This is a genomic window from Vibrio sp. qd031 (assembly GCF_002100145.1).
Taxonomy (GTDB): Bacteria; Pseudomonadota; Gammaproteobacteria; order Enterobacterales; family Vibrionaceae; genus Vibrio.
The window spans coordinates 60,115-85,897 of record NZ_JXQD01000002.1; the positions used below are offsets into that span (position 1 = coordinate 60,115).

The 25,783-nt window shown below is 45.6% G+C and carries 25 protein-coding genes; 24 read left to right on the top strand and 1 reads right to left on the bottom strand.

Annotation, left to right across the window (positions count from 1 at the left end):
* The first annotated feature begins 40 nt into the window (after nucleotides 1-40).
* The 20 genes from nifD (at nucleotide 41) to ST37_RS01335 (ending at nucleotide 18,123) form a co-directional block, all read left to right on the top strand.
* Nucleotides 41-1,510: a nitrogenase molybdenum-iron protein alpha chain gene (gene nifD, locus ST37_RS01240; RefSeq protein ID WP_084882846.1), complete on the top strand. Its 1,470-nt coding sequence runs from the start codon at nucleotides 41-43 to the stop codon at nucleotides 1,508-1,510.
* A 123-nt stretch (nucleotides 1,511-1,633) separates the two neighbouring features.
* Nucleotides 1,634-3,205, top strand: a complete 1,572-nt coding sequence (nifK, locus tag ST37_RS01245; RefSeq protein ID WP_084882849.1) for a nitrogenase molybdenum-iron protein subunit beta — start codon at nucleotides 1,634-1,636, stop codon at nucleotides 3,203-3,205.
* A gap of 90 nt (nucleotides 3,206-3,295) precedes the next feature.
* The gene (gene nifT, locus ST37_RS01250; protein ID WP_084882851.1) at nucleotides 3,296-3,517 is read left to right on the top strand and encodes a putative nitrogen fixation protein NifT; all 222 of its coding nucleotides are present in this window, start codon (nucleotides 3,296-3,298) and stop codon (nucleotides 3,515-3,517) included.
* 52 nt (nucleotides 3,518-3,569) lie between these two features.
* Nucleotides 3,570-4,229: a NifB/NifX family molybdenum-iron cluster-binding protein gene (locus ST37_RS01255; protein ID WP_084882854.1), complete on the top strand. Its 660-nt coding sequence runs from the start codon at nucleotides 3,570-3,572 to the stop codon at nucleotides 4,227-4,229.
* A 9-nt stretch (nucleotides 4,230-4,238) separates the two neighbouring features.
* Nucleotides 4,239-4,541 (top strand): DUF6129 family protein, encoded by a 303-nt coding sequence (locus ST37_RS01260; RefSeq protein ID WP_084882857.1) that lies wholly within the window; start codon nucleotides 4,239-4,241, stop codon nucleotides 4,539-4,541.
* 149 nt (nucleotides 4,542-4,690) lie between these two features.
* On the top strand, nucleotides 4,691-6,145 hold the full coding sequence (gene nifE, locus ST37_RS01265; protein WP_084882859.1) for a nitrogenase iron-molybdenum cofactor biosynthesis protein NifE: 1,455 nt from the start codon (nucleotides 4,691-4,693) through the stop codon (nucleotides 6,143-6,145).
* A gap of 1 nt (nucleotide 6,146) precedes the next feature.
* Complete coding sequence (gene nifN, locus ST37_RS01270; protein WP_084882862.1) at nucleotides 6,147-7,529, top strand: nitrogenase iron-molybdenum cofactor biosynthesis protein NifN; 1,383 nt, start codon at nucleotides 6,147-6,149, stop codon at nucleotides 7,527-7,529.
* Nucleotides 7,523-8,038, top strand: coding sequence for a NifB/NifX family molybdenum-iron cluster-binding protein (locus ST37_RS01275; RefSeq protein WP_084882865.1), 516 nt, complete (start codon nucleotides 7,523-7,525; stop codon nucleotides 8,036-8,038). The genes nifN and ST37_RS01275 overlap by 7 nt, the downstream gene beginning before the upstream one ends.
* A gap of 18 nt (nucleotides 8,039-8,056) precedes the next feature.
* Nucleotides 8,057-8,365: a ferredoxin III, nif-specific gene (gene fdxB / locus ST37_RS01280; protein WP_084882868.1), complete on the top strand. Its 309-nt coding sequence runs from the start codon at nucleotides 8,057-8,059 to the stop codon at nucleotides 8,363-8,365.
* A gap of 15 nt (nucleotides 8,366-8,380) precedes the next feature.
* Entirely contained in the window at nucleotides 8,381-9,202 is an 822-nt protein-coding gene (locus ST37_RS01285; RefSeq protein WP_172400903.1) for an NAD(+)--dinitrogen-reductase ADP-D-ribosyltransferase, read from the top strand.
* A gap of 220 nt (nucleotides 9,203-9,422) precedes the next feature.
* The gene (gene nifU / locus ST37_RS01290) at nucleotides 9,423-10,331 is read left to right on the top strand and encodes a Fe-S cluster assembly protein NifU (protein ID WP_084882873.1); all 909 of its coding nucleotides are present in this window, start codon (nucleotides 9,423-9,425) and stop codon (nucleotides 10,329-10,331) included.
* Nucleotides 10,324-11,562, top strand: a complete 1,239-nt coding sequence (gene nifS, locus ST37_RS01295; protein WP_143698089.1) for a cysteine desulfurase NifS — start codon at nucleotides 10,324-10,326, stop codon at nucleotides 11,560-11,562. The genes nifU and nifS overlap by 8 nt, the downstream gene beginning before the upstream one ends.
* Nucleotides 11,563-11,575: 13 nt before the next feature.
* Nucleotides 11,576-12,706 (top strand): homocitrate synthase, encoded by a 1,131-nt coding sequence (nifV, locus tag ST37_RS01300; protein WP_084883442.1) that lies wholly within the window; start codon nucleotides 11,576-11,578, stop codon nucleotides 12,704-12,706.
* 37 nt (nucleotides 12,707-12,743) lie between these two features.
* Nucleotides 12,744-13,013 (top strand): nitrogenase-stabilizing/protective protein NifW, encoded by a 270-nt coding sequence (locus ST37_RS01305; RefSeq protein ID WP_084882876.1) that lies wholly within the window; start codon nucleotides 12,744-12,746, stop codon nucleotides 13,011-13,013.
* Between the two features lie 14 nt (nucleotides 13,014-13,027).
* A complete protein-coding gene (locus tag ST37_RS01310) occupies nucleotides 13,028-13,513 on the top strand; it encodes a nitrogen fixation protein NifZ (protein ID WP_084882879.1) in 486 nt (161 codons plus the stop codon).
* Nucleotides 13,506-14,348, top strand: a complete 843-nt coding sequence (locus ST37_RS01315; RefSeq protein WP_084882882.1) for a peptidylprolyl isomerase — start codon at nucleotides 13,506-13,508, stop codon at nucleotides 14,346-14,348. Before ST37_RS01310 ends, ST37_RS01315 begins: the two co-directional genes overlap by 8 nt.
* A 22-nt stretch (nucleotides 14,349-14,370) precedes the next feature.
* Nucleotides 14,371-15,111 carry a molybdate ABC transporter substrate-binding protein gene (gene modA, locus ST37_RS01320; protein WP_242426179.1) on the top strand — a complete coding sequence of 247 codons (741 nt, stop codon included), beginning with the start codon at nucleotides 14,371-14,373 and terminating at the stop codon, nucleotides 15,109-15,111.
* 10 nt (nucleotides 15,112-15,121) lie between these two features.
* Nucleotides 15,122-15,799 carry a molybdate ABC transporter permease subunit gene (gene modB / locus ST37_RS01325; RefSeq protein ID WP_084882887.1) on the top strand — a complete coding sequence of 226 codons (678 nt, stop codon included), beginning with the start codon at nucleotides 15,122-15,124 and terminating at the stop codon, nucleotides 15,797-15,799.
* Entirely contained in the window at nucleotides 15,792-16,916 is a 1,125-nt protein-coding gene (modC, locus tag ST37_RS01330) for a molybdenum ABC transporter ATP-binding protein (RefSeq protein WP_084882890.1), read from the top strand. Before modB ends, modC begins: the two co-directional genes overlap by 8 nt.
* A 595-nt stretch (nucleotides 16,917-17,511) precedes the next feature.
* Nucleotides 17,512-18,123, top strand: coding sequence for a hypothetical protein (locus tag ST37_RS01335; RefSeq protein WP_084882892.1), 612 nt, complete (start codon nucleotides 17,512-17,514; stop codon nucleotides 18,121-18,123).
* A gap of 354 nt (nucleotides 18,124-18,477) precedes the next feature.
* Here ST37_RS01335 and ST37_RS01340 read toward each other — a convergent pair whose 3' ends face one another.
* On the bottom strand, nucleotides 18,478-18,738 hold the full coding sequence (locus ST37_RS01340) for an I78 family peptidase inhibitor (protein ID WP_084882895.1): 261 nt from the start codon (nucleotides 18,736-18,738) through the stop codon (nucleotides 18,478-18,480).
* Between the two features lie 505 nt (nucleotides 18,739-19,243).
* Between ST37_RS01340 and ST37_RS01345 the strand changes: the two genes are divergently transcribed.
* The 4 genes from ST37_RS01345 to ST37_RS01360 all read left to right on the top strand — a co-directional run bounded on the left by ST37_RS01345 (nucleotide 19,244) and on the right by ST37_RS01360 (nucleotide 25,759).
* Complete coding sequence (locus ST37_RS01345) at nucleotides 19,244-20,065, top strand: glucosaminidase domain-containing protein (RefSeq protein ID WP_143698090.1); 822 nt, start codon at nucleotides 19,244-19,246, stop codon at nucleotides 20,063-20,065.
* Nucleotides 20,066-20,852: 787 nt separating this feature from the next.
* Nucleotides 20,853-21,575: a PEP-CTERM sorting domain-containing protein gene (locus ST37_RS01350; protein ID WP_084882898.1), complete on the top strand. Its 723-nt coding sequence runs from the start codon at nucleotides 20,853-20,855 to the stop codon at nucleotides 21,573-21,575.
* Between the two features lie 240 nt (nucleotides 21,576-21,815).
* On the top strand, nucleotides 21,816-23,609 hold the full coding sequence (locus tag ST37_RS01355) for an ABC transporter transmembrane domain-containing protein (RefSeq protein ID WP_084882900.1): 1,794 nt from the start codon (nucleotides 21,816-21,818) through the stop codon (nucleotides 23,607-23,609).
* Between the two features lie 557 nt (nucleotides 23,610-24,166).
* Nucleotides 24,167-25,759, top strand: coding sequence for an ABC-F family ATPase (locus tag ST37_RS01360; RefSeq protein ID WP_084882903.1), 1,593 nt, complete (start codon nucleotides 24,167-24,169; stop codon nucleotides 25,757-25,759).
* The last annotated feature ends 24 nt before the right edge of the window (nucleotides 25,760-25,783 follow it).

The following is a 25,783-nucleotide window of genomic DNA, read 5'->3' on the forward strand; positions in this document are numbered from 1 at the left end:
CTGTCAAAAGGTAGCAGTAGCCTGAAACAAGGAGGCAGAAATGTCGATGAATAAAGAACAAGCCCAAGCCTTGATTGACGAGGTATTGGAAGTATACCCAGAGGTTGCTCGCGAAGATCGCGCAAAACATCTCGGTGTAAATGACCAAGCTGGCGAAGGAAAGTGCATCACTTCAAACCGTAAATCCTTGCCTGGTGTGATGACAGTACGCGGCTGTGCCTATGCAGGTTCGAAAGGCGTGGTGTGGGGCCCAGTAAAAGATATGTTGCATATCTCACACGGTCCGGTGGGGTGTGGGCAATATTCGCGCGCTGGACGCCGTAACTATTACACAGGTACTACAGGTGTGGACAGTTTTGGCACCCTAAACATTACCACTGATTTTCAAGAGCGCGATATCGTGTTTGGTGGTGATAAAAAACTCTCTGGTGCGATTGATGAGCTGGAAACCCTTTTTCCTCTTTCTAAAGGGATCTCGGTGCAGTCGGAATGTCCAGTAGGCCTGATTGGTGACGACATAGAGGCTGTGGCTAAAATCAAGGGGGAAGAGATTGGCAAAACAATTGTACCTGTCCGCTGTGAAGGGTTTCGCGGTGTGTCTCAATCCCTTGGACACCATATTGCTAACGACACCATTCGTGACCATGTACTGTCAAAATCTGACGAGCGTGAGTTTGAAGCGGGCGACTATGACGTTGCGATTATTGGTGACTACAACATTGGAGGTGACGCTTGGTCATCGAGGATCATCCTCGAAGATATGGGCCTAAACGTAGTGGCTCAGTGGTCTGGGGATGGCACGCTTGCTGAGATGGAAAACACCCCAAAAGTGAAACTCAATCTCGTCCACTGTTATCGATCCATGAACTACATCGTTCGTCATATGGAAGAGAAAAATGGTGTGCCATGGATTGAATACAACTTGTTTGGACCGACAAAAATCGAAGAGTCGATGCGTAAAATAGCGGAATACTTTGACGATAAAATTAAAGCCCAAACTGAAACAGTTATTCAACGTTACCGCGAGCAGTGGCAAGCCGTGATCGACAAGTATAAGCCTCGATTAACCGGTAAGAGCGTCATGTTGTACGTCGGTGGTCTAAGGCCTCGTCATATCATCGGTGCTTATGAAGACTTAGGGATGGAGATAGTCGGTGCAGGGTATGAATTTGCCCACAATGATGACTATGTGAAAACCACTCCCGAGCTAAAGGACGCCACGTTGTTGTTTGACGATGCCTCCTCATTTGAATTGGAAGAGTTTGTGAAAAAACTTAATCCCGATCTCGTAGGCTCAGGCATCAAAGAGAAATACGTGTTCCAGAAAATGGGTTTTCCTTTCCGTCAAATGCACAGTTGGGATTATTCCGGCCCTTATCACGGGGTGGACGGCTTTGCGATTTTTGCGCGCGATATGGATTTAACCATTAACAATCCTTGTTGGAGTGCGGTTAAAGCACCTTGGCTAAAAGAGCAAGAGTCTGACGAGCCATTGGCTAAAACTGCGTGATCACTAGCGTTGTGATCGCAAACCAATCAATGAAAGGTGGAACCTAGATCATCGGATCAAGGTAGCCATCATAGTCAAACCGAACCGGCGTTCACAGATTAGTGGCACGGTAGGAGAAAAATTATGACTCAGAAGATCGACGATATCAAAACGGGTTACGACTTGTTTAAACAACCTGAATATCAGGAGATGTTTAAATCAAAGCGTACTGTTCATGAAGATTCCGTTGACGCACAAAAGGTAAAAGAGACCTTTGAGTGGACGACAACGGAAGAATATAAAGAGCTCAACTTTCAACGAAAACACGTCACCATTGACCCAGCAAAGGCCTGCCAGCCATTAGGCGCGGTTTTATGCTCATTAGGCTTTGAAAAAACTCTGCCCTATGTCCACGGCTCGCAAGGGTGTGTCGCGTATTTTCGAAGCTACTTTAACCGACATTTTAAAGAGCCCATCGCGTGTGTATCAGACTCTATGACTGAAGACGCGGCCGTATTTGGTGGCCAAGACAACATGTTTTATGGTCTACAAAACTCACTGGCCCTCTATAAGCCAGAAGTGATCGCACTGTCTACGACCTGCATGGCTGAAGTGATAGGTGATGATTTAAACGCCTTTACCGGTAATGCGAAATCCGGTGGCTATATCCCGGAAGATCTTCCGACTCCTTATGCTAATACCCCAAGTTTTGTGGGTAGCCACCTTACTGGTTGGGACAACATGTTTGCAGGATTTTTAACCTATTTTAATCCTTCGAAAACGTTAGATGAACAAGCTGAAACAAGTGGCACAATAAATATCGTCCCAGGTTTTGAAACGTACTTAGGAAACTACCGTGTTATCCAACGAATGCTTGATGAAATGGATATTGATTACAACTACTTGTGCGATCCGTCGGAGGTGCTCGATACACCCGCTGACGGTGAGTATCGGATGTACGATGGAGGAACCCCCATTGATGCCGTTAAGTCAGCACCCGCGGCTAAAGCGACTGTGCTTCTTCAGCCAGAGCATTTAACGAAAACCAAAAAGATCATCGGTAAAACTTGGAAACAAGCTATCCCAGAGACCACCATCCCAATGGGACTGGAGTGGACCGACAATTTTGTGATGACTATGGCGGAGCTGTCAGGTAAACCGATACCAGACTCAATCACCAAGGAGCGCGGCCGTCTTGTCGATATGATGACTGACTCCCACTCTTGGTTGCATGGGGTGAGTATTTCTTTGTACGGCGATCCAGATTATCTGCTAGGCATGAGTAAGTTTCTCACGGAATTAGGGTGCGAAATCAAGCATGTGTTGTGTCATAACGGTAACAAACGCTGGCGCAAAAAAATGGAAGCTCAGCTTGCTGAAACTCCCTATGGCGAAAATGCTGAAGTGTTTGTGGGCAAAGATTTGTGGCACTTCCGTTCGTTGGTGTTCACCGATAAACCTGATCTGATGATCGGTAACTCTTATGGCAAATTTATCGAACGTGACACCAAAGCGAAAGGCGCAGAGTTTGAAGTGCCGTTGGTGCGAATTGGGTTCCCAATTTTTGACCGCCATCACCTGCATCGTAGTACGACATTAGGCTACGAAGGTGCGATGTACATTTTAACGACTTTGGTTAACGAAGTGCTCGCTAAATTGGACCGAGAAACCAGTGATCTTGGCAAAACCGACTTCGGGTTTGACCTTGTACGCTAACGTATAACGGTGAGTCGAGCAAAGTTTCCATGGTCATTACCATGGAAACTTTTCCATAACAGAGTCACTCCCTCACATAAGGAGAGCACCATGGCCAATGTCATGATACAGCGTAACGAACAAGGGCAACTTAGCTTGTATTTGCCTAAGAAAGATCTTGAAGAATTAGTGACAAAATTTGAGTTTGATGAAGAGAGCAAATGGGGCGGAGAAGTGCATTTAGCCAATGGCGCCGTTTACTTTATTGAGCCGATGGCGGCCAGGCCCAAGCTCCCGATTAGCTTTAGGGCAAAACGGCTTGTTGCTGCCTAGTCCCACTTACAGTACTGCAACTATCAAAATAGCTTAGAAGGAGAGTTAAAACATGGATTTACAACTGTCTAATGAAGTCGCACTTCGTATCTCTATGGCGTCAAAATCGTTGCCTGAGTTGGGGACCAAGTCGTTTTTGGGCCTGCTAATACAACATTTGGGAGAGCCTCTTTCAGCGCAAAAGTTGATGTCGCTGTCACCAAAGTCGTTTCGTATATTAGTTTCTTCAGTCGATAAACGAGTCAACAACCAAGCAGTCAATCAGGCGCTCGCGGTATTGACTAGCCAAGAGATCACCCTTCAACAACCGCCAAAACCAAGCAATAAAGGCCCTTTGAGCGGCGCCAAACTGAAAGTCGCGGTGACGTCAAATCAGGGAGAGACCCTAGATGGCCACTTTGGGTCCTGTTTGCGCTTTTTAGTCTACGAAGTAAACGCACTAGAGAGTCAACTAGTGGATGTTAGAGAAATTGACGGGACACAACGAGGCGAAAAGCGAACCGACGCTAACTTAGCGCTCATTAAGGATTGTCACATGCTGTTTACCTTATCCATCGGTGGCCCAGCAGCGGCGAAGGTAACACGTGCCAACATCCATCCCATTAAAAAAACAGTAGAGACTCACGTCGATACTCTATTAGGCGATCTATCAGGTGTGATCAGAAGTAATCCACCGCCGTGGATCCAGAAATTGCTGCTTTGTGAGTCATAGGAGTTTGGTATGACTGAGGTAAACAACCAAGGTAGCCCTGATGCTGAGTCAACGACTGAGATAGAGATAATAGGTCGTCGACTTAGTCGAATCTCTGATATTGATGAAAAAAGTCTTAGCTCGCTTAGACAAGACTACCCGCATCTTAGGTTTACGCTCTGCTCCGAAGATGACACTGCTGAGCGTGAACCATTTGTTACCTTTGACCATTTTGATCTTCATCTACTATCGGCCGGAAACGGATGCCTAGGGCTAACGTTTGATATTTCCAATTACCGCGGAGTGGTTATTGCACTACGCGAAGCATGGTGACTAGTGGCGTTGGTAGATTTGTTTGTTTTACGACAAAACTATGCACTGCTATGTCAACAAAGTTAAAAAATCTAATATTTACAGTTGGTTAGTAAGTGGCTTTAGATTTGCAGTAACGATAAGGACGTTCCTTAAGTGCAGGAGGCACTATGAAACAATCGGAAATTCGGGTACTGCAGGATGAACCCGCCTGTGAACACAACGCAGGTGAAAAAAGTGGATGCAGCCGCCCTATACCTGGAGCAACGGCGGGGGGCTGTACCTTTGATGGCGCGCAAATCAGCTTACTGCCTATTGCCGATGTCGGACATATAGTCCATGGCCCAATAGGGTGTGCGGGTAACAGTTGGAATAATCGAGGTACAAAAGCCAACGGCAGTAACTTATTTCGTCTGGGATTTACAACCGATCTTAATGAGCAAGATGTGATCATGGGTCGCTCGGAAAAAAGGTTGCTCCACGGGATAAAGCAATTGATCGACGAGCACAATCCCCCCGCGGTATTCGTTTACACGACCTGTGTGCCGGCACTAGAAGGGGATGATGTAGAGTCGATTTGCGCCCTTGCCGAGCAACGATTTGGTCTACCGGTTGTTCATGTCGACAGCGCAGGGTTTTACGGCAATAAAAACTTAGGCAACCGAATTGCGGGTGAAGTGATGCTCAGGCAAGTGGTAGGGAGTGCCGAGCCTCCACCAAAGCCCGCGATGAAGCATGACACTTCACGGCGCGTGCACGACATTGTACTTATCGGGGAATACAACATTGCTGGTGAATTTTGGCATGTATCGCCTCTTCTCGAAGAATTAGGCTTGCGCGTACTTTGCTGTTTAGCGGGTGATACTCACTTTCATCAAGTGCAAACCATGCATCGTGCCGATGTTTCCATGGTGGTTTGCTCTCGCGCTCAAATTAACGTCGCACGTAAACTTCAAGAACAGTGGGGGATCCCTTGGTTCGAGGGGAGCTTTTATGGCATTGAAGATACCTCTCAAGCGCTTCGCCAATTTGCGAGCATGCTAAATGATGAACGCTTGAGCGAGCATACGGAGCAACTCATTAAGCGAGAGGAAACCAGAGTACGCAAGGCATTGGCACCTTATGCCGAGAGACTCGCTGGGAAAAAAGCATTGCTGTACACCGGTGGGGTAAAGTCGTGGTCGATTGTGTCGGCGTTAGCAGATATTGGCGTAACAACGGTTGCAACAGGGACGCGCAAATCGACTCAAGCAGATAAAAACCGGATCATCGATATTATGGGAGAAGAAGCGCTGATGCTGGAAGAGGGGGGAGCTAAAGTGTTGCTCAATGTCTACCATGAGCAGCAAGCGGACGTGTTAATCGCTGGTGGACGAAATATGTATACCGCGATGAAAGCGCCTATTCCCTTTCTGCACATTAATCAGGAGCGCGAACATGCCTATGCAGGTTACGAAGGAATGATCACCTTAGCAAAAGAGCTGTGTAGAACCATTGAAAGCCCAGTATGGCATGCAGCTCGAAGTTGGCCGCCTTGGGAGTTAACAAAAATGTCGGACGAATCCACACGCAGTGTAAATCATTCAATTGCTGACACTGTGGTCACTAAGGTGCAAGGAGCGTGATATGAGCAAACTCATTAAACAGAGAGTCCCACTTGCGACTCAACCACTTAAAACCAGTGCTGCAACGGGCGCTGCGGTAGCGGCTCTTGGTTTTAGAGAGACCATACCCCTTCTGCACGGTGCTCAAGGCTGCGCGGCATTTAGCAAAGTATTTTTAATTTCCCATTTTAGAGAGCCTATTCCCATTCAAAACACCGCCATTGACCATATATCGGCCGTTATGGGCGGTGATGAAAACCTGTTCGAAGCGCTTTTATTACTGTGTGAGAAACATTCACCAGAGCTGGTTGCAGTAATGACTACGGGGCTGACCGAGATGCAAGGCACAGATTTAGCCCGAGTCATTGTAGAATTTAAAAAAGCTCACCCCCACTTTATATCGACCCATATCGTTCCGATGAATACGCCAGACTTTAGCGGCTCAATGCAAACCGGTTTTGCTCACGCTGTTGACCGAGTAGTGAGGCAGGTTGTCAAACCACCGGTTCGGCATCAAAGTGAGAAAAAGCAGGTGACCGTTCTTTGCTCGGTTGGTCTCAGTGGCGCAGATATCGAGACCTTAAAACGCTATGTGGAGGCGTTTGATCTAAAGGCGGTATTTGTACCAGATATTTCTCTTTCACTAGACGGTCATATGGGATCTGAAGAGTTTGTGTCGACCAGTATGGGAGGAACCTCGCTGCAAGAGGTTGAGCAGATCTCAAATAGCGCTGCGACCATTGTTGTCGGCGAATCGATGATGCCAACCGCAAGATGGCTCAACAAATGTTTTTCGATCCCTATCATTGAAAGTCAGATGTGCATGGGAATAGATCAAACAGATAACTTAATCATGGCTCTTGCTGAGCTATCAGATAAACCGGTACCGCAATGGATCACTCTACAGCGTAAACGTCTTCAAGACGCAATGGTCGATACGCATTTTTTCTTATCTTCGTCGAGGATGTCGCTCGGTTTAGAGCCCGATCTTGCGCTTGGGTATAGCGCTCTTTTGCGCAGTGTCGGTGTGGATATTGAACGGTTAGTAACAACCATAGATACTTCAGGAGTCAAGACTATCGAGGCGAAGACCTTGATGGTGGGCGACCTTTCAATGTTAGCGCAAGAGGGTGACGAGGTTGACGCGATAATTAGCAACTCGCACGCGGCGAATATCTACGAGCCCGATGTACCGGTATTGCGAGCTGGATTCCCTTGTCATGACCAGTTTGGGAACATGGACATCAAGCAGATTGGCTATGAAGGCAGCCGTGAACGCCTATTTGCACTCGCAAATAAGGTGATGCACAACCAACACACTGTATCACCACACCAAAGCATATATCGCTTTAATGCCGAACAAGTAAGACCTACATCCCAACGACAAGGGAGCGCGCTATGCTAAACACTAGGCGTAAATTGTCTGTTGAGCCTAAACCTAGCAACGGTGAGCCAAACTTAATCGTTGCGTTTGCGACACAGGATAGGCGCCACGTCGATCAGCATTTTGGTAGTGCACGTTGCGTGATGATCTATAACGTCGATGCAACACAATGGTCGTTATTAGAAGCGGTTGAATATTGTAGTGTCGATGAAGATAGGCACGCAAAGTTACCCACTCGTATTTCAGATCTGTCTGAGCTCAATTGCAGCGCAATATATTGTAATGCTTGCGGTGTGTCGGCTATTCGCCAGCTACTAGAAAATGGAATCAATCCTATAAAAGTCCACCTTGATACCGATATTCACTCATTGATCTCTGGGCTTCAACAACAATTATTAGGTGAGCCAATGGGGTGGGTTAAGCGTGCGCTAAAAGCGCATAGCGGTTTGCAAGGGCAAAAACATAACCAGGGCGTTAGACCGACACCAGACAGCGAGAGGCTGTCACAATTAATGGACGAAGAGTGGTAACTACCACAAGGAGAATGTATGACAACCATCAAAGGCTATACTCGTGGAGGAACCCCTTGGGACCCACAATTTATCGATGCGTTAAACGCTTCTAGCTGTATTGGCTGTGGACGCTGTTTTAAAGTTTGTTCACGAGATGTATTTGATCTTATCGAAAAAGAAGAGCTAGATGAAGACGATGATCTCTATGACGATTACGACGATGATCAAGTGATGATGGTGATGGCAATAAAAGACAACCTAGACTGTATCGGCTGTGGGTCATGCGCTAAAGTGTGTCCGAAAAATTGCCACAGTTTCGAACCCAGTACACAACAGTCCGTGTAATCGGTAAAAACGGTGGTGACAGGCCAGTTACATTATAGGCAGAGTGAACAAGAACGACGGTTTCTTAAAACGATCACGCTGCCTTTTAACCATTGCAACCTTCCTTCAATCTTGCTGGCAAGCCTTGCTTATCAATCTATCCCGGTACCACTGTATATATATACCCTTGAACCTTGGCTGCGCGAGTTTCGGAAAAGGTGCATGAAGCTGTCGTCAATAAACGATAGGGTTGAGCATTTTCATCGTGCAATGAGCGAACGTTACCAAGTGTATAACCCCAACGTCTGCGACGATGGTGAGGTTAGCAATTCATCAACCTATCGAAAAATATTAATCGGTTGGCTGTTTGACTCAGGCAATCAGCAAGGTGCAGTGCTTCGTTCCTGGGTTGAGTCTCGCTTTGGCTTGTTAACACGCTATCACAATATGGAGTTACTCGAGCCAGACAGCGATCGCTATGACCATTACGCCAGTCTCAGTGGCTACTATTTGCTCAATAGTGACGAGCTCTTCTCGCAGATCGACTTTCTCTACTATTACTGTCAATTGGAGCTGGGTACCCGCTATTCTTCAGTTGACCACCTCACCCTGTATAGAGGGTTTTCGAAGTTACCAACGCGAACCATCAATGAAGAACCGGTCTACTTGTTCAACAACCTAAGTTCAATGACAGGGGATCCTGAGCTGGCGCTGCAGTTTGGTACGCAAGTGGTCAAGGTGGACGTGCCACGCTATAAAATAATCTGTTTCGATTCACTTCTACCGGGCACTCTAAGCGGGGAAAGAGAGTACATGGTACTAGGGGGATTGTACCGGGGTGAGCTGCTTAGGGTATAAGCTATCCGCTTTGGCTTTGTCCGTTTTCTAACAATTCAATTATCTGTTTCATGACAATTGGCTGATCATTCTTTGTACGCTTGGTGATATTTATTAGGTGTGGAGAATATTCTCTTTTTATTTCAATTAATTATAAGGAGACTCTGTTTGGGTCTGATGTTTGCAACTTAGCTTTTATACGCGTCTTCAGTTGTGAGATGCCCTTTAGCAAGGAGTGCTTATGTGGAATTACTCAGACAAGGTCAAAGACCACTTTTTTCAACCGAGAAATGCCAAACAGATTGATAATGCGAGTGCCAAAGGCGATGTCGGTTCGCTGAGTTGTGGTGATGCGCTAAGCCTTAGCTTACAGATTGATAAAGAATCCGAAGTAATAACGGATGCAGGCTTTCAAACCTTTGGTTGTGGCAGTGCCATTGCCTCATCGTCAGCGCTAACAGAGATCATTATTGGCAAGACCATTGAACAAGCACTAGCAGTAACGAACAACGATATTGCCGAATACCTAGATGGGTTGCCACCAGAGAAGATGCACTGTTCAGTTATGGGCATGGAGGCGCTTAATGCTGCCATCGCAGACTATCGAGGGGAAAGCATTGAGGATGATCACGAGGAAGGCGAGTTAATTTGTAAGTGTTTTGCCATTGATGATCTGATGATAAAGCGCATCGTGGCTGCGAATAATTTGACGACCCTAGAAGAAGTGATCAACTACACCAAAGCGGGTGGAGCGTGTTCATCTTGCCATGAAAAAATTGAATGGGTTTTAGAGGAGTGCGTGTTGGACAATCCTGTTTCTGCTGTGCAAAGCGCAGAATCGCAAAGCACTGCCATTCCAGAAACCTTTGAAGCTGTAAACGATGATCAGAGTAAGCAGAGAATCGCAATCATTGAAAAAGTGCTGGATGAGGCTAGACCAGGCATCGTGGCAGATGGGGGGGATATTGCACTGGTTGATGTGGAAGATGACATGGTGTTCGTGCACTTATCAGGCGCCTGTAGTGGTTGTGGATTATCGGGACTCACACTCGCCAGTATCGAGAGCAAAATAAGCGCAGCCATAGGTGAATCAATTACGGTGTTCCCAGTGCAAAGTGGCGCTTTGACTAAGGAGGCTACCTATGGATAACCTCAATGAAATGCACCATTCAGAGCTAAAAACAGTTTATCTAGATAACAATGCCACCACCCAAATTGATCCTGCAGTATTAAAGGCAATGATGCCCTATTTGAGTGAGTTTTATGGAAACCCATCTTCGATTCATCAACAGGGCGCTACAGTGGGTATGGCGGTTGAAACCGCTCGAGAACAGGTGCAATCGTTAGTGGGGGCACAATACTCTTCTGAGATCATTTTTACCTCTTCCGCTACCGAAGCAACTGCAACAGCGATCTATTCCGCATTAGAAGCGCTGCCTGATCGAAAAGAGATCGTCACCACTGCGGTAGAGCACCCCGCGACGTTAGAGTTGTGCCAACACATGGAACGTAAGGGCTACACAGTGCATTACATCGGTGTCGATGGCCGTGGTCGATTGAATCTTAACGAGCTAAAACGCGTGTTAAGTGACAAAGTGGCGGTAGTCAGCATCATGTGGGCCAATAACGAAACAGGCACTCTTTTCCCCGCAGCCCAAGTGGCAAGGCTTGCGAAGAGCGTTGGTGCGCAAGTGCATGTTGATGCGGTACAGGTATTAGGTAAATACCCCATTGATGTAAAGTTGACGGACATTGACCTGTTAAGTTTGTCAGGACACAAATTTCACGCCCCTAAAGGCGTTGGGGCGCTGTACCTTAGACGCGGTACACGCTTTCGCCCGCTCTTTAGGGGAGGTCATCAAGAGCGAGGACGTCGTGCAGGCACTGAAAACTGCGCGTCGATTGTAGGACTAGGAAAAGCGGCGGAGCTGGCCGAGATTTCGCTCGACGCCGACATTAGCCGAATTGCCATGATGCGAGATAGGCTGGAGAAAGGTATTTTAGCCCGCATACCCAATACCTTTGTCACAGGTAACCCTTTAGAAAGAGTGCCCAATACCGCCAATATTGCTGTGGAGTATATAGAGGGAGAAGCGCTTTTATTAATGATGAACCATGTAGGCATTGCCGCATCGTCGGGCTCTGCCTGTACCTCAGGCTCGTTAGAGCCATCACATGTAATGAAAGCAATGGCAATCCCTCTCACAGCGGCCCATGGAACGTTACGTTTTTCGTTATCGCGTTTCACTCAAGATGACGATATTGATCATGTGTTAGAGCATCTACCTCCTATTGTCGAGCGTTTAAGGAGCATGTCGCCTTATTGGAATAGCCGCGACAATGTTGGTAGTGAAGCAAGCTTTAACCCTGCTTACGGATAAAGGGGCGGGTAGCATGAGTAACCACAAACACGTCACCATTAACGACACCACATTACGCGATGGCGAACAGAGCCCCGGTGTGGCTTTTACCCGCGATGAAAAAGTCGCGATAGCCCTGGGTTTAGAAAGTATAGGGATAAAAGAGCTCGAAATAGGCATTCCAGTAATGGGTCGACATGAGCAAGAGACCATTGCAACCATAACTGAGTCGCTGACTACGGCAAAATCCATGGCTTGGTGCCGAATGCATCGCAGTGATATTGAAGCTGCGCGCGGCATAGGATTGCACTGGTTAGATCTTTCTATCCCGGCCTCTGGGCAGCAGATAACGCATAAGTTAAGTTTTTTATCGCACAGGGAATATTTCTCTCATGTGAGCGACCAGATCAAAACTGCCGTCGATTACGGTTTTAATGTCTGTCTCGGTATGGAAGACGCGTCACGGGCCGATATTGACCTGTTGTTCAGACTTACTGATGTCGCACAGGGTGCTGGAGCAAAACGTATGCGATTCGCCGATACATTAGGCGTGCTTGATCCGCAAACTACTTCTCTATATATCGAGGCGTTAAATCGACACAGTGACCTATCGATTGAGATGCACGCCCACAACGATCTGGGATTAGCAACAGCCAATACACTTGCGGCGATCGAAGCCGGAGCCAACTCGGTAAATACAACTGTGGTTGGGTTGGGAGAGCGAGCGGGCAATGCTGCGCTAGAGGAAGTCGCAGTAGCCTTGTCGGTATTAGGAAAAGCTGACAGTGGTATCAATTTACATGCGCTGCCGACCCTGTGTGAGCTTGTCAATCAAACCTGTGGCCGAGTTACAGGGCCGCAAAAAGCCATTGTAGGAGGCAGTGTGTTTACTCATGAGTCTGGTATCCATGTCGATGGGTTGGTCAAAGACATACATAACTATCAAGGATTTTCGCCACAGTTGGTCGGTCGGCAACACTCGGTGGTGCTTGGGAAGCATTCGGGTAATACAGCAATCTCTACCGTATACAAGCAATTAGGGATTGAACTGTCAAAAGCTCAGTGCGAGCTGCTAAGAGGTAATTTGCGTTTTTGGGCAGAGTCCAATAAGTCGATCCCTACTGAAGCCGACCTATATCGATTGGCGCAGATAAGCCTTGCTTAGTGCGTTAGAACGCGAGTGTTTGATCGAGGAGCGGACGATGAATAGTGAATTAAGTACGCAATTGAGTGAGTTGGTCAGTGCTGAAGGGTTTTGCGACTTTTTGAACGTTGAGTATGACCCAGTTGTGTTGCAACGCAAACGGATCCCGCTGCTGAGAATGTTTCACCACATATTAGATTCGTTGCAGGATGAACCGACGTTTGAAGAGTATCAAAAAGCACTGCGCATTGCTTACCGGCAAATCGTTAGTGGTAACGAATTGTCATTTACCGCAAGCCAATGCAATGGCTGTAGTGATTGTGATTAAAGGGGGGACAAGACATGGAGTGTTTTAAAGCGCGTTTTATTAATGGTTCTAGGGTACGCCTGATCCGAAACATTAGAAATGATGGCAGTTTTAGGGACAGCGCTAAGGGTGAGTTGCTGGTAGAGGAGGGGGAGTTAGGGATCATTAGAAGTTCAGGCTATTTTTTGCAGGATCAAGTGGTCTATCAGATCTATTTTCCCGACATAGAGAAAACGGTAGGGGTTCGAGATAACGAAGTGATTGATAGTGAGCTGCCGTGGATACCCTGCCAATTTCGCTCCCTAGAACAAGCGCAATTAACTCTGTCGTTAAAGATGCGTGGCGAAATCATTGCAAAAAAAGGGGATTTGGTTGAAGTGTATCGAGTATTCAGGGATCTAGAAACGGGCGGTGTCGAATACTTAGTTAACGTGGCCAATGAACGGATTTGGCTAGACGCAAAAGTGCTTACATTGCCGCAAAAGCCGTTACATATTCAGGGGGCAATCAGTCATGGATAACGCAATGTATATGCAACAAAAACGGCGTTACCTTAACGCAAAAATAGCGACTGAAAAGTATCGTTTAAATTTAGAGTTCCTTTCTTTAGAGCAGCGCAAAGACGTTGATGTAGCAACAAACCAGCTTGTAGTGTTACAGCAAAAAATTCTAGCCTCAAAGGAAGCACTGCAGGTGCAGGTTGACGCGCTTGAAGTGTCAAAGGCTTTCCAACAGTGTGTGGAGAATTTTGATACGACAGAAGCATTTAATACAGCGTTAAGCAGTCAAGCGATTACCGAAGAGGGGTATAAGCGCGCGCTTAAAGAGCAGCTCCATTGTGAGAAAGTGCTCGGTCTTGTCGCGGCGAATATTCCTGCACTCAGTCGTGAGCACGCCCTCGAGTATTATCAAAAGCATAGGCTCAATTTTTCTCGCTCTACCACCTGGAAGCTCAATCAGATTTTGATCACCATTAACGACGAGTTTGAGGACAATATTCGTATTAATGCCGAAAAACGTATTAAGTCTGTCTTCTTACTTTCTCAGACAACGCCTTTTTCGGAGCTCGCCCTGAAGTACTCAGAATGCCCAAGTGCGGTAGAAAGTGGCCATTTGGGCTGGTGTGAGGAGGAGAAACTCTTCCCGCAAATTACAGACGCGCTCTACAACCTAAAAGCGGGGCAAATTAGTCACCCGATTGAAACAGAAGTTGGTTTCCACCTTGTTAAGTGGGAGCAAAAGAAAGCGCCTTATGTGGCGAGCTTTGATGAAGTGTATCCGTATTTAGAAGAAAAGCATCAAGATAGAGCCACGGCATACATACAACGTCAATGGCTAAGCCAATTAGCGTCATAGTGATGAAGAGGTGTCTATGTGTTTGAAGAAATTAAGATTTATCATTGCATTATCTATGGTGACGTTGTCACTAAATGTAAGCGCAGATACGGTTCGCGTCGCAGTGGCCAACAACTTTTTTGGCCCACTTAAAGCGTTAGCTATCGATTATAAAGAGTACAGTGGTGATGAACTCATTGTGAGCACTGGCTCAACCGGGCAGTTGTATGCACAAATCACGCAAGGTGCGCCGTTTGATGTTTTTCTCTCTGCCGATGCCGCCAGGCCACAGAAACTTGTGGACGCGGGACTTGCGATCCACCCCTTCACGTACGCGTATGGACAGTTGGTGTTTTGGTCGTTGGATCCTTCTCTTCTAAGCAATGATGCTTCTTCATTGACGTCTGCAGGAATACATTATTTAGCGCTGCCTAATCCGAAACTGGCTCCTTATGGCGCGGCTGCAATACAAGTTATGGAAAAAACCAACGATTATGCTTCTTTGAAATCTAAATTGGTGGAAGGAAAAAACCTGAGTGTGGTGTATCAGTTTGTGACCACGGGTAATGCGCAAGCGGGGTTTCTCTCAATGTCTCAGATATATCGAGATGGAGAGTTTATTGACGGGTCGGTTTGGGTGATCCCAAGCAGTTACTACCAGCCGATTGCGCAAAATGCGGTAATTTTGTCAGCAGCGATAGACAACAACGCAGTAAGCATGTTTGTTGACTATTTAAAAGGACCAAGAGCCAAGCAGATTATGTCTGAATTTGGGTACTTGTAGGGGCTGTGCTATGGCCAACATTGATATTACGGTAGTTACCACAACGCTAAAGCTCGCTCTAGTGGTAACGAGTTGGTTGCTGCTTATTGCCATACCCATAGCTTGGTGGTTAGCGACAACGACCAACAGGCATAAAAGCATGGTTTCAGCGTTACTGACGCTCCCAATGGTATTGCCCCCTACAGTGCTAGGATTTTATTTGTTGGTTTTAATGGGGCCTAACGGACCAGTGGGAAAAGCCATGCTAGCGCTGGGTATTAGCCAACTCCCTTTTTCCTTTGCTGGAATAGCCATTGCGTGCATTGTTCACTCTTTGCCTTTTGTGTTACAGCCACTGCAAAACGCTTTTGAATCAATTGGTAAGCAGCCAGCAGAGGCGGCAGCCACACTCCGTGCCTCGCCACTTGATACTTTCTTTAGTGTTTCTCTACCATTAGCATGGCCTGGCGTGTTTTCGGCTATGGTAATGGGGTTTTGTCACACACTAGGAGAGTTTGGAGTGGTACTAATGATTGGCGGTAATATACCCGGTAAGACGAGGGTTATTTCTGTTGAAATATACAACCATGCTGAGGCGTTGGAATACGGTAAGGCCCATATACTCGCAGGGGGAATGGTCCTTTTTTCTTTTTGCGCTTTACTTTTGATGCAGTGGCTTAATCAGCGCTACAGCATGATTAATGAGTAACGTCACAATGCAGCAATTTGATAATGATCCATCTTACTCGCTACCAATTAAATTACAGATAAATCTTAGTTATGACGGTTTTACACTTGCCACTAATTTGGCGCTGCCTAGAAGAGGTGTAACCGTGTTATTCGGTCACTCAGGGTCGGGGAAAACCACCTGCTTAAGAGTATTAGCGGGTCTTGAACGCTCAGCGACTGGGCGTGTCGTCGTAGGAGACAGCGTTTGGCAAGACAGCGAACGAAACATCTTTATGCCAACGTATACAAGGGAAATAGGCTACGTATTTCAAGAGTCTAGTCTGTTTCCTCATTTATCGGTATTTGACAACTTAAACTACGGCTACAAAAGGATCGACAAACAAAAGCGTCAAATCGAGCTTGAAGATGTCTGTGAATTGCTCAATATTACTCGCCTTCTAGAACGTAGACCTAACCAACTGTCGGGTGGGGAAAAGCAGCGTGTTTCTATCGCTAGAGCTTTATTGACATCACCCAAGCTGCTATTAATGGATGAGCCGCTATCGGCACTGGATAACTTAATCAAAACCGAGATCTTACCTTACCTAGAAAAACTCCATCAACGGCTATCAATTCCGGTTATTTACGTCACGCACTCTATAGACGAATTAGCCAGGTTAGCTGACCATGTGGTGATGTTTTCGAACGGGCAGGTCACGCGATCGGGGAAGGCGGTAGACATTCTGTGTGATCCAACGTTTAGTGCGCAGTTTGGTGAGCGAAGTGGCGCGATTTTCGATACCAAAGTAGTCAAAAAGGAAATTGATGACATAACGCTGCTATCAATTGAAGATGGGCCAATACTTTATGTACCAAAACGTCATGAAAAAATTGGCGACCAAGTACGATGTAGGATCTTGGCAACGGATGTCAGCGTATGTATTGACTATCCAAAACACTCTTCTATCTTAAATATCCTAGAAGCGACAGTAGATCAAATTGTAGAGTCTCATCGCACAGGCGAATTGTTATTAATCTTAGAGTTAGCGAGTGGCATTAAACTGCAGTCTTTTGTGACTACACGCTCGATTCGGTTGCTTGGTATCAAGGCAGGGATGTCTTTGTGGGTTCAAATTAAAGCGGTCTCTATTTGTTAGCAAAGGCCGAAACCTAATAGGCTTCAACATTAAGTATTATGGTGCCGATTGCATGGTGTATTCCCGCAAAAAAACTGTAGAGGTCATCAACAAACAGTTACAAAAGTGTCACTCTGGCAATGCTTATCAGGGATTGGGGTTTAACGAGCAGATCTAGCTCGAAGTGATCAGCACCAGCTAGACTGGACACATTAATAGGCGACATTTTTTAGCTCACAGTTCACAACTCACTGGGGTCATATTGGATGGTTCCAACTTTCCTTACGTGGAAAAAACTCTCGACATACACGTTAGTTTTCCTCATGTTGAACTCCAGTTCTATGTTGCAAGCGTGGAATTATCTAGCTTACGGCTAGTTGCTAAGTGACGATAATGAGGTACACAGTTATTTAATGAGAGTTGACTCAGGCCGCTTGGCGGAGCTAATGGCCGGCGCTGGGATTAGAATGTCGCATTTCCCTCACTTGTATACCGACGGTAAAGTATTGCCTAAAGCCGGTTTTGATTCAAACGAGCTTAACTCCGTACCTCTGTTATTGCTCTCAGGGACCAACGAAACGAGTTTACGAGCTTCTCGAAATGGGAGGAGGAGTTTATGGGGAAAGTGGATGAAGGCTCGCCAACGTTGTGGAATCAATATCAGTTTGTGAACACCTATGGGAATGCATTTTACCACCAATTTAACACTCATGAGGTCCCGCGAACTATATCCGACTCATACGAAGCGCCTATCTATATTGCTAGCGTCGCTGTCGGCAATAACCCGTTGGTTGTGGGCCAAAAAGCCGCAACGATTGGTAATTACCATGGGATTTGGAAACCTTTATTGACCCAACAGGCTCCTGGGTATTTTGAAGGCGATGTTGCGGATGTATTGGCCGAGCCAGGCTCGGTAGAGTTGTCGCGCGTGTTTCGGGAATACCTCAAGCAATTCGTCCACTCTGGAGAGCTTGCAGCAGCGGGGTACATCGAGTGGCCGCGTTGGGATGCTGAGTCATCACAACAATTGGTGTTTGATGCTTCTCCAAATAATGCGGTGATCTATGCCGAGTCTAACACACTGACCAGCGCAGATATCCTCTCGTTGATGGATAGCGATCGTTCTCTACTCGAAGAAGACAAGCAGCATGTTATCCAAACTATCTTAAACGGGCGTTGGTTTAGTGGTCCATTGGATAGCCATTATAAATATGCCTCTCTATGGTAAAAGCGCATTTTGTACTGTTGTAATAAGTAGTGGCCACAATTTCTTGGCCACTACCTAACGGTGTTCTGTTGCTATTACAATTGGTTCATATAAGATTCACTCTATACCCTTTGGGATATTGTCCCAACAACAATGGACTTTCGGATGCGTGAGTGAGCTTGTTGCGGCAGTTTCAGTTGTTTGACTTTATCGTTATCTATTAGGGCTACTTAAAGGCTAACATCAATGTAATGGCTGTATATCTTGCTGCAATGTAAAGAGCTAACGGTTGGACAACGCGTGAATAATTGCACGAAAAACACGACTCGCCTGTACGGATGCCGTGCAAATTGAATTCACTTTGAAGTAGGACGATTATCCCTTCCAAATACGAATGACTTTACCTTCGTTATCTAGCTCGATATTCACTCGCTCTTCATTGAAATCCATAGTAAGTGGTGAGCCAGTTGTATAGGCTCGAACCTGTTTACCCATTAGCGAAGAGATAGGTTGTAGTTCAATGTTTTCGCTCATTTCGCTGTTATTGTCTTTTGAGTCAGACATATACGTAGATTCACAGGCAGTAAGTGTAAACAGCGCTGCGGCAGCAATTAAACCGTATTTTAAAGGTTTCATAGTAATTCTTCCTATCGATGAAGTGCATGAGTAACCGAATGAGTTTGGTCTATTTTTGTGTACTTTGCACGGTTAAATTGGCAACAGCGTGTGAGTTTGCTGTTTCTAAGACTATCCGGTATTTGCTGTAAAGACTTGTTCGTGGCGTAATATAAAACCAACAACGCAGGTCTGATTAGCATGGTCGTAAATTAACACATAAGCAAAAACGAATGCACATAAAGGCCGAAACAAAGTGGGTCGCCTTTGAGTTTTGGCCAAGAGAATAGATGGCCTTACCGCGAGTGTTAAAATCGGTCGACGCAATAAACGAGGGCCACAGCGCGAAACACGACTTTATGTACTCACCTCCCTCTAACCAAACACTTATCGTACTCGGACAGTAGTAGTCGTTAAGTTTGCAAATATTTACCTTTTATTGGCTAGTGTGGTTACCAATTTTTGTATACCATGCGTGCTCGAAAAATAAGGGTTTATCAACCCGCGCTAATTTTAAGGTCGATTTGTGATAAAAAATGCACTTCCAATTGCGGTATTCTCGTCAGTATTGGCAATGATGGTTTACCCGTTTTTAAGCTCAGATACTGCTGTGGCGATATCACACGAACTGACACCTGTCGAAATTGAAATCGAAACCGTAACCGTAGACAACGATAAGCCAAATTTTGCGGCTATCAGCGAAGTAACCGAAAAGAAGCAAGCATTTTTTGACTACCTGCGAGTCAGTGTTGACGTTGAAAATAAACGCATTGTGGCTGAGCGTGAACTGCTGACAGCCACGAAAATCGCAATAAAAAATAACGCGGTTATAACGAAGGAGCAGCAGGCCAATCTAGCTCGATTGGGCAATAGCTATAACTGGCCAATTCCAGCAAGCGGAATCGATAATGCTTGGTTAGAAGAGATGCTGCATCGCGTGAATGTTATTCCGGAAGCGTTAATTCTTACCCAAGCGGCCAACGAGTCAGCATGGGGAACATCAAGGTTTGCAGTGCAAGCAAACAACTACTTTGGTCAATGGTGTTTTTCAAAAGGGTGTGGCTTGGTCCCTGAGCAGCGTCCTGAAGGTGCAACCCACGAAGTCGCTAAATTCGACAGTGCACAGCAGTCCGTTAATGCCTACTTAATGAATATTAATCGAAATGCAGCTTATAGTGAGTTGAGAGATATTCGTGCGCAGATGATGTTAAATCAAAGTGATTTAACGAGTCCAGATGCCGCGCTTGCTCTATCACAAGGTCTACAGCGGTACTCTGAGCGTGGGCAAGCATATATCGACGAACTGCAAACTATGATTCGCTTTAACCATAAATTTTGGTTAACTTAATTTTATATTGTAAATAGTAGGCTGCTGATAGCGTGCTTTGCTAATGTACTGAAGCGCGAGTAATTCGGCTCGTACTGTCGAGCTAGCTATCTCAATTAAAATGAGATGACATGGCTATATCAATCAAAGATAGCTAAATCAGAACAATTAATAGTACTTGATAATATAGCAGTAACTAGGCGACTGATTTTTATAGGGTCGAACTATCCGTGTTTGACTAATGTCGGTCATGTTTGGCCTACTTAACACGACGGAATCGTCCCTTTATCTGTGCGATTAAATCATGCGCATACCCCAGCAAGATTAGGAGGTGATGAGTGTGTTATTTTGTCTCGTGACATAATATCGGACACTGAGGTTGACGACCTACTAGAACGGGTCAGAGAAAAAGTATTGGGCCTGTATGAACTGTAAGATGATGTCCAGCTTACTTTGACGGGCAGCAGAGGTTAAATTCGTTTTACTACATCAAATGCCGACTACGACTTCGTACTAAAGCAAGCTGACGTAGCTATGTATTATGCGAAGTCATTAGGCAAGAATCAAACATAAGTTTATGCTCAAAGGGCGTAGCTTACTCACTCCTTAGTTAGCAATAAACGCAATTGACTGTCGAAAAACCTTACACCTCGTAAGTATTAGTTTTTAAAATTCCTTTATAAACAACAAGATAAATAGTGGTCTGATTTGTGCTTAACACTATTGTACTAGTAGTTAAGTGTAACATATTTAATCTAGGTGGCAGACGTGATGTCACCTAATACCTACGTTGTAAACAAGGAGTTTGATGATGATCAGCACGTTGAAACAAGGGTTCCTCGCCGCCGCACTCTCGGTTGTGGGGTTTAGCACACAAGCATATTTTATCGACTTTACTGATGCCGATGTATGGGCGGACGCAGATGGCGTACAGACATACAAAGCCATGTATGAAGGTCCCGATCAAGATTTTTGGGTCGAGATATCTGCATACAACAGGTTAATATTCACCGATCCCAAGCTATCTGCTGCTGAATATGACGTCGATGGTTGTTTGACACCATTTGCCTGTGAGATAGATGGTATTGGTGTCAAGAGCGACCCAATAGATTTTATTGGTAAAGATGAAATCGGTCTAAAAGAGTGGCTCAATGTTTCGTTTTACAATTCAGAGCTTGAATTAGGCACAGCGCTAATAGATACCATTTATTTGGTTGACCTGTATCCTGGTGAAGATGGTGGGATGAGTGCTTACATTGATGGACTTGATGCTGTAAGTAAGACTTTTAGTGGCAATAACGCAACGGGATGGTACGCCTTGGACGTTAGTGCGGTTGCTGACTCATTTGACTTATATTCGAAATGGTCGTTTTTCAGTGCTTTCGATGACTTTGCTTTAGCTGGTTTGGACATCTCAGACGATTTTTCCGACATCAGTATTTTCTCTGTTGATGTCCCTGAGCCGGCCACATTAGCACTGTTTGGATTAGGGCTATTTGGCGCAGGTGTTGCGAGACGTCGAAAAAACTAACAGATTGAGCTGAATTCGTTAAAGCACACTTTTTAGAAGTGTGCTTTTTTGTTTAGAGTCTTATACCACCGCCTAAGGCGGTGGTGATTGTTCGTTTTTTGAAACTAAGTAAATTCGGCTAAGAAGAGTGGCCCAAAATACTGCGAATAATTTGGGGTTTGTCTATATTTGACAGAGTGTTAGCACACGTGAGATAACACAGGGACATAATGCAATATCTTGAGAACAAGGAACGTCTCCATGAGCGATGTCACGTCTTTTCGGCCGAAAGAGAGCGAACAAACCAACGCCAACACTAGCCACCTCGGGATATTGGTCGAGCTACTTAAGTTTATAAAGCCTTATAAGACTCAGGTTTTACTTGCGGTGATTGCACTAGTGTTTACAGCAGCTATGACACTTACCATTGGCCAAGGCGTTCGCCTACTAATTGATACCGGGTTCGTTCAACAGTCACAGCAGCAGTTGCAATCCGCTGTGCTGTTTATTATTGGTGTGACAGTCTTTATCGCAGCTGGAACCTTTTGTCGTTTCTACTTAGTTTCATGGCTGGGCGAAAGGGTGAGTGCAGATATTCGAAAAGCTGTGTTTAATCATGTGATATCCCTTCATCCAAGCTACTTTGAAGCAGCTGGTAGTGGCGATATTATGTCGCGGATTACTACCGACACGACTTTACTACAGAGTATCATCGGATCGTCGTTTTCCATGGCCATTCGAAGCGTCCTTATGTCGATTGGTGCGTTGATCATGCTGTTTGCCACCGATGTAAAACTGTCGCTGATCGTAATGATATCAGTACCGCTCATTTTGGTGCCTATTCTGTTCTATGGTCGAAAGGTTAGGGCACTATCGAAACAGAGTCAGGATTCGATGGGCGATGTAGGAAGTTATGCTGGCGAAGCAATTGAACATATAAAAACCGTGCAGAGCTATATCCAAGAGTCGCAAGAGTCTAGACGTTTCTCTTACGAAGTCGAAAGAGCATTCGAGATTGGTAAAAACCGAGTCAAGCAAAGAGCGATATTGATCGCGGGTGTGATTATCATTGTTTTTGGTGCAATTACCGGAATGCTTTGGGTTGGGGGCAGCGATGTCATTGCTGGGCGCATGAGCGGCGGCGACCTCGGTGCATTCGTCTTTTATGCTATTTTGGTGGCTTCGTCTTTTGCGACCGTGTCCGAAGTATTGGGTGAGTTACAAAGAGCCGCAGGTGCAACGGAGCGATTGATCGAAATATTGCGTGTAGAAAGTGCTATAACCGCTCCGCAAGATCCTTTAAACCTAAATCAGATAGATGCGAGTATCGCGTTTAACAACGTTGACTTTTTTTACCCATCTCGTCCAAAAATAGCAGCGCTTAAAAACCTTAATGTAAGCGTAATTTCCGGCCAGGTGTTGGCGTTAGTTGGTCCGTCTGGTGCTGGTAAAAGCACGATATTTGAACTACTTCAACGTTTCTACGATCCACAATCCGGCACCGTGACGATTGGAGAACAAGATATTACTCAGTTCAACCCTTCAGAACTGAGAAACTTAATGGCGCTTGTTCCTCAGCAACCCGCACTGTTCAGTAGTGACGTGCTGCATAACATTCGATACGGCTGCCCAGATGCAAGTGACGAAGAAGTTATAGAAGCGGCTAAAAAAGCACATGCTCATGAGTTTATTCAAGCGTTACCCGAAGGCTACAAAAGCTACCTGGGTGATAAAGGCGTGCGCTTGTCAGGGGGGCAAAGGCAACGTATAGCAATAGCACGAGCCATTTTAAAAGATCCTCAAATATTGTTACTTGATGAGGCTACATCTGCTTTAGATAGCGAAAGTGAACATTACGTTCAACAGGCATTGGAAGAGCTAATGAAAGGAAGAACGACCGTTATCATTGCCCATCGTTTATCAACTATTAAACATGCGGATCAAATAGCGGTTATGGAGCAAGGAAATGTGGTTGCAACTGGAACGCACCAACAACTGCTACAGTCCAGTCCAATGTATAAACGACTTGTCGATTTACAATTTAAACAGCATTAATGAACGCATCAACTTGAACCTGGAACAGGTATTCTTACTGACTATTACTAATGCTCACTGAGTATGATGTGCCTATTAACCGTGATTGCATAGTATTCCAATGCAACTGGCTGGTACTAAAAAGAGTGCCAACAAGGTTCAGGTAGTCTGGCAAAACATTGCAAATTAAAATCAAACTTACTTACCATTAAAATCAATCATAAGTGCGATTACATTGGTTGCGACGTTTGTAGTCATGGAATTGATCGGGGGACATATCGCTACAATGTGGTGAATCCTTGTGTACTTTTGCCCATTTTGGCTCAATACTCGGGGGACGCTTTACCCGCATTGCAAGCGTACTTCAATTTGAATAGTTAACCCCTGTGTTACTCATTGTCGGCCTTCTTACTATTGTTCGAGTTGTCGCCGAATTCCTGACTTGGAGTGGAGTATTGGATTGCAGCTGTCAATGGTAAACGGTAGAAGACAAAAGGTGACCTAACTCACTATTTACTTGCATCCCGTAGTGGAAATCAGTACTGTTGCGCTCCCATTGACTCATAAAGGTACAGACAGTGCTCTCAACCAACAATATCACCCAACAATTTGGATCGAAGCCGCTTTTCGAAAACATCTCTGTTAAATTTGGCCAAGGTAACCGCTACGGTTTGATTGGCGCCAATGGTTGTGGCAAGTCTACGTTTATGAAGATCCTTAGTGGCGAGCTTGATCCATCAGGCGGCAACGTCAGTTACGACCCAAATGAACGTATTGCTAAGCTTAATCAGGATCAGTTTGCGTATGAGCAATTTACGGTTATTGATACCGTGATCATGGGCTATAAAGAGCTTTGGGAAGTGAAACAAGAGCGTGACCGCATCTATTCTTTGCCAGAAATGAGTGAAGATGAAGGCATGTTAGTTGCCGATCTTGAGGTCCAGTTTGCTGAAATGGACGGGTACATGGCCGAAGCCAAAGCGGGCGAATTGCTCTTGGCGGTGGGTATTCCTGAGTCGCAGCATTTTGGTTTGATGAGTGAAGTTGCACCCGGTTGGAAACTTCGAGTGCTGCTTGCTCAAGTGCTATTTGCTGACCCGCATGTGATGCTTCTCGATGAACCTACCAACAACCTCGATATCGATACCATTCGCTGGCTTGAAGAAACGCTAAACCAACGCAACTGTACGATGATCATAATCTCGCACGATCGCCACTTTCTAAACAGTGTCTGTACCCATATGGCGGATTTAGATTACGGTGAACTAAGACTGTTCCCTGGCAACTACGACGAGTACATGTTAGCTGCAAGCCAAGTACGTGAGCGTTTATTGGCTGACAATGCCAAGAAAAAGGCACAGATTGCTGAGTTGCAAACATTTGTGGCACGCTTTTCTGCTAATGCTTCTAAAGCGAAGCAGGCGACATCACGTGCCAAGCAAATCGACAAGATCCAATTGGATGAGGTTAAAGCATCAAGTCGTCAAAACCCATTTATCCGTTTCGAACAGTCAAAAGAGCTGTTCCGAAACGCCTTGGTTCTAGAAAACTTGAGTCAAGGCTTTGAAGAAGACCTATACAGCAACTTTGACGCAATCTTTGAAGTTGGAGAGCGTGTCGCGATCATTGGCGAAAATGGCGTGGGTAAAACGACGCTACTCAACACGTTAGCAGGGGCCCTCGAGCCTCGCACCGGATCATACAAGTGGTCTGAAAACACCAACATTGGTTACTATGCGCAAGACCACGCCAGTGACTTTGCCCAAGACATGGATCTAATGACATGGATGGGCCAATGGCGACAAGAAGGCGACGACGAACAAGTTCTTAGAAGCTTCTTGGGCCGTATGTTATTCTCGCAAGATGACATCAAAAAGTCAGTTAAAGTACTATCGGGTGGTGAGCAAGGACGTATGTTGCTTGGCAAAATCATGATGCACAAGCCAAATATCCTACTCATGGACGAACCCACTAACCATATGGATATGGAGTCGATTGAATCACTTAATAACGCACTCGAACAGTACAAAGGAACGCTATTTTTCGTGTCACACGACCGAGTCTTTGTCGACTCATTGGCAACGCGAATAATTGAAATTCGTGATGGGAAAATCACTGACTTTAGAGGCTCTTATGCAGAGTTTCTAAAATCCAAAGGTGTGGTTGAGTAACCCTTAGATTAGTTAGATTCTGAA

Excerpts from the sequence above, each read along its gene's own strand:
- nifD (WP_084882846.1), top strand. The coding sequence starts at position 41 with ATGTCGATGAATAAAGAACAAGCCCAAGCCTTGATTGACGAGGTATTG.
- nifK (WP_084882849.1), top strand. The coding sequence starts at position 1,634 with ATGACTCAGAAGATCGACGATATCAAAACGGGTTACGACTTGTTTAAA.
- nifT (WP_084882851.1), top strand. The coding sequence starts at position 3,296 with ATGGCCAATGTCATGATACAGCGTAACGAACAAGGGCAACTTAGCTTG.
- ST37_RS01255 (WP_084882854.1), top strand. The coding sequence starts at position 3,570 with ATGGATTTACAACTGTCTAATGAAGTCGCACTTCGTATCTCTATGGCG.
- ST37_RS01260 (WP_084882857.1), top strand. The coding sequence starts at position 4,239 with ATGACTGAGGTAAACAACCAAGGTAGCCCTGATGCTGAGTCAACGACT.
- nifE (WP_084882859.1), top strand. The coding sequence starts at position 4,691 with ATGAAACAATCGGAAATTCGGGTACTGCAGGATGAACCCGCCTGTGAA.
- nifN (WP_084882862.1), top strand. The coding sequence starts at position 6,147 with ATGAGCAAACTCATTAAACAGAGAGTCCCACTTGCGACTCAACCACTT.
- ST37_RS01275 (WP_084882865.1), top strand. The coding sequence starts at position 7,523 with ATGCTAAACACTAGGCGTAAATTGTCTGTTGAGCCTAAACCTAGCAAC.
- fdxB (WP_084882868.1), top strand. The coding sequence starts at position 8,057 with ATGACAACCATCAAAGGCTATACTCGTGGAGGAACCCCTTGGGACCCA.
- nifU (WP_084882873.1), top strand. The coding sequence starts at position 9,423 with ATGTGGAATTACTCAGACAAGGTCAAAGACCACTTTTTTCAACCGAGA.
- nifS (WP_143698089.1), top strand. The coding sequence starts at position 10,324 with ATGGATAACCTCAATGAAATGCACCATTCAGAGCTAAAAACAGTTTAT.
- nifV (WP_084883442.1), top strand. The coding sequence starts at position 11,576 with ATGAGTAACCACAAACACGTCACCATTAACGACACCACATTACGCGAT.
- ST37_RS01305 (WP_084882876.1), top strand. The coding sequence starts at position 12,744 with ATGAATAGTGAATTAAGTACGCAATTGAGTGAGTTGGTCAGTGCTGAA.
- ST37_RS01310 (WP_084882879.1), top strand. The coding sequence starts at position 13,028 with ATGGAGTGTTTTAAAGCGCGTTTTATTAATGGTTCTAGGGTACGCCTG.
- ST37_RS01315 (WP_084882882.1), top strand. The coding sequence starts at position 13,506 with ATGGATAACGCAATGTATATGCAACAAAAACGGCGTTACCTTAACGCA.
- modB (WP_084882887.1), top strand. The coding sequence starts at position 15,122 with ATGGCCAACATTGATATTACGGTAGTTACCACAACGCTAAAGCTCGCT.
- modC (WP_084882890.1), top strand. The coding sequence starts at position 15,792 with ATGAGTAACGTCACAATGCAGCAATTTGATAATGATCCATCTTACTCG.
- ST37_RS01335 (WP_084882892.1), top strand. The coding sequence starts at position 17,512 with ATGGGGAAAGTGGATGAAGGCTCGCCAACGTTGTGGAATCAATATCAG.
- ST37_RS01340 (WP_084882895.1), bottom strand. The coding sequence starts at position 18,738 with ATGAAACCTTTAAAATACGGTTTAATTGCTGCCGCAGCGCTGTTTACA.
- ST37_RS01350 (WP_084882898.1), top strand. The coding sequence starts at position 20,853 with ATGATGATCAGCACGTTGAAACAAGGGTTCCTCGCCGCCGCACTCTCG.
- ST37_RS01355 (WP_084882900.1), top strand. The coding sequence starts at position 21,816 with ATGAGCGATGTCACGTCTTTTCGGCCGAAAGAGAGCGAACAAACCAAC.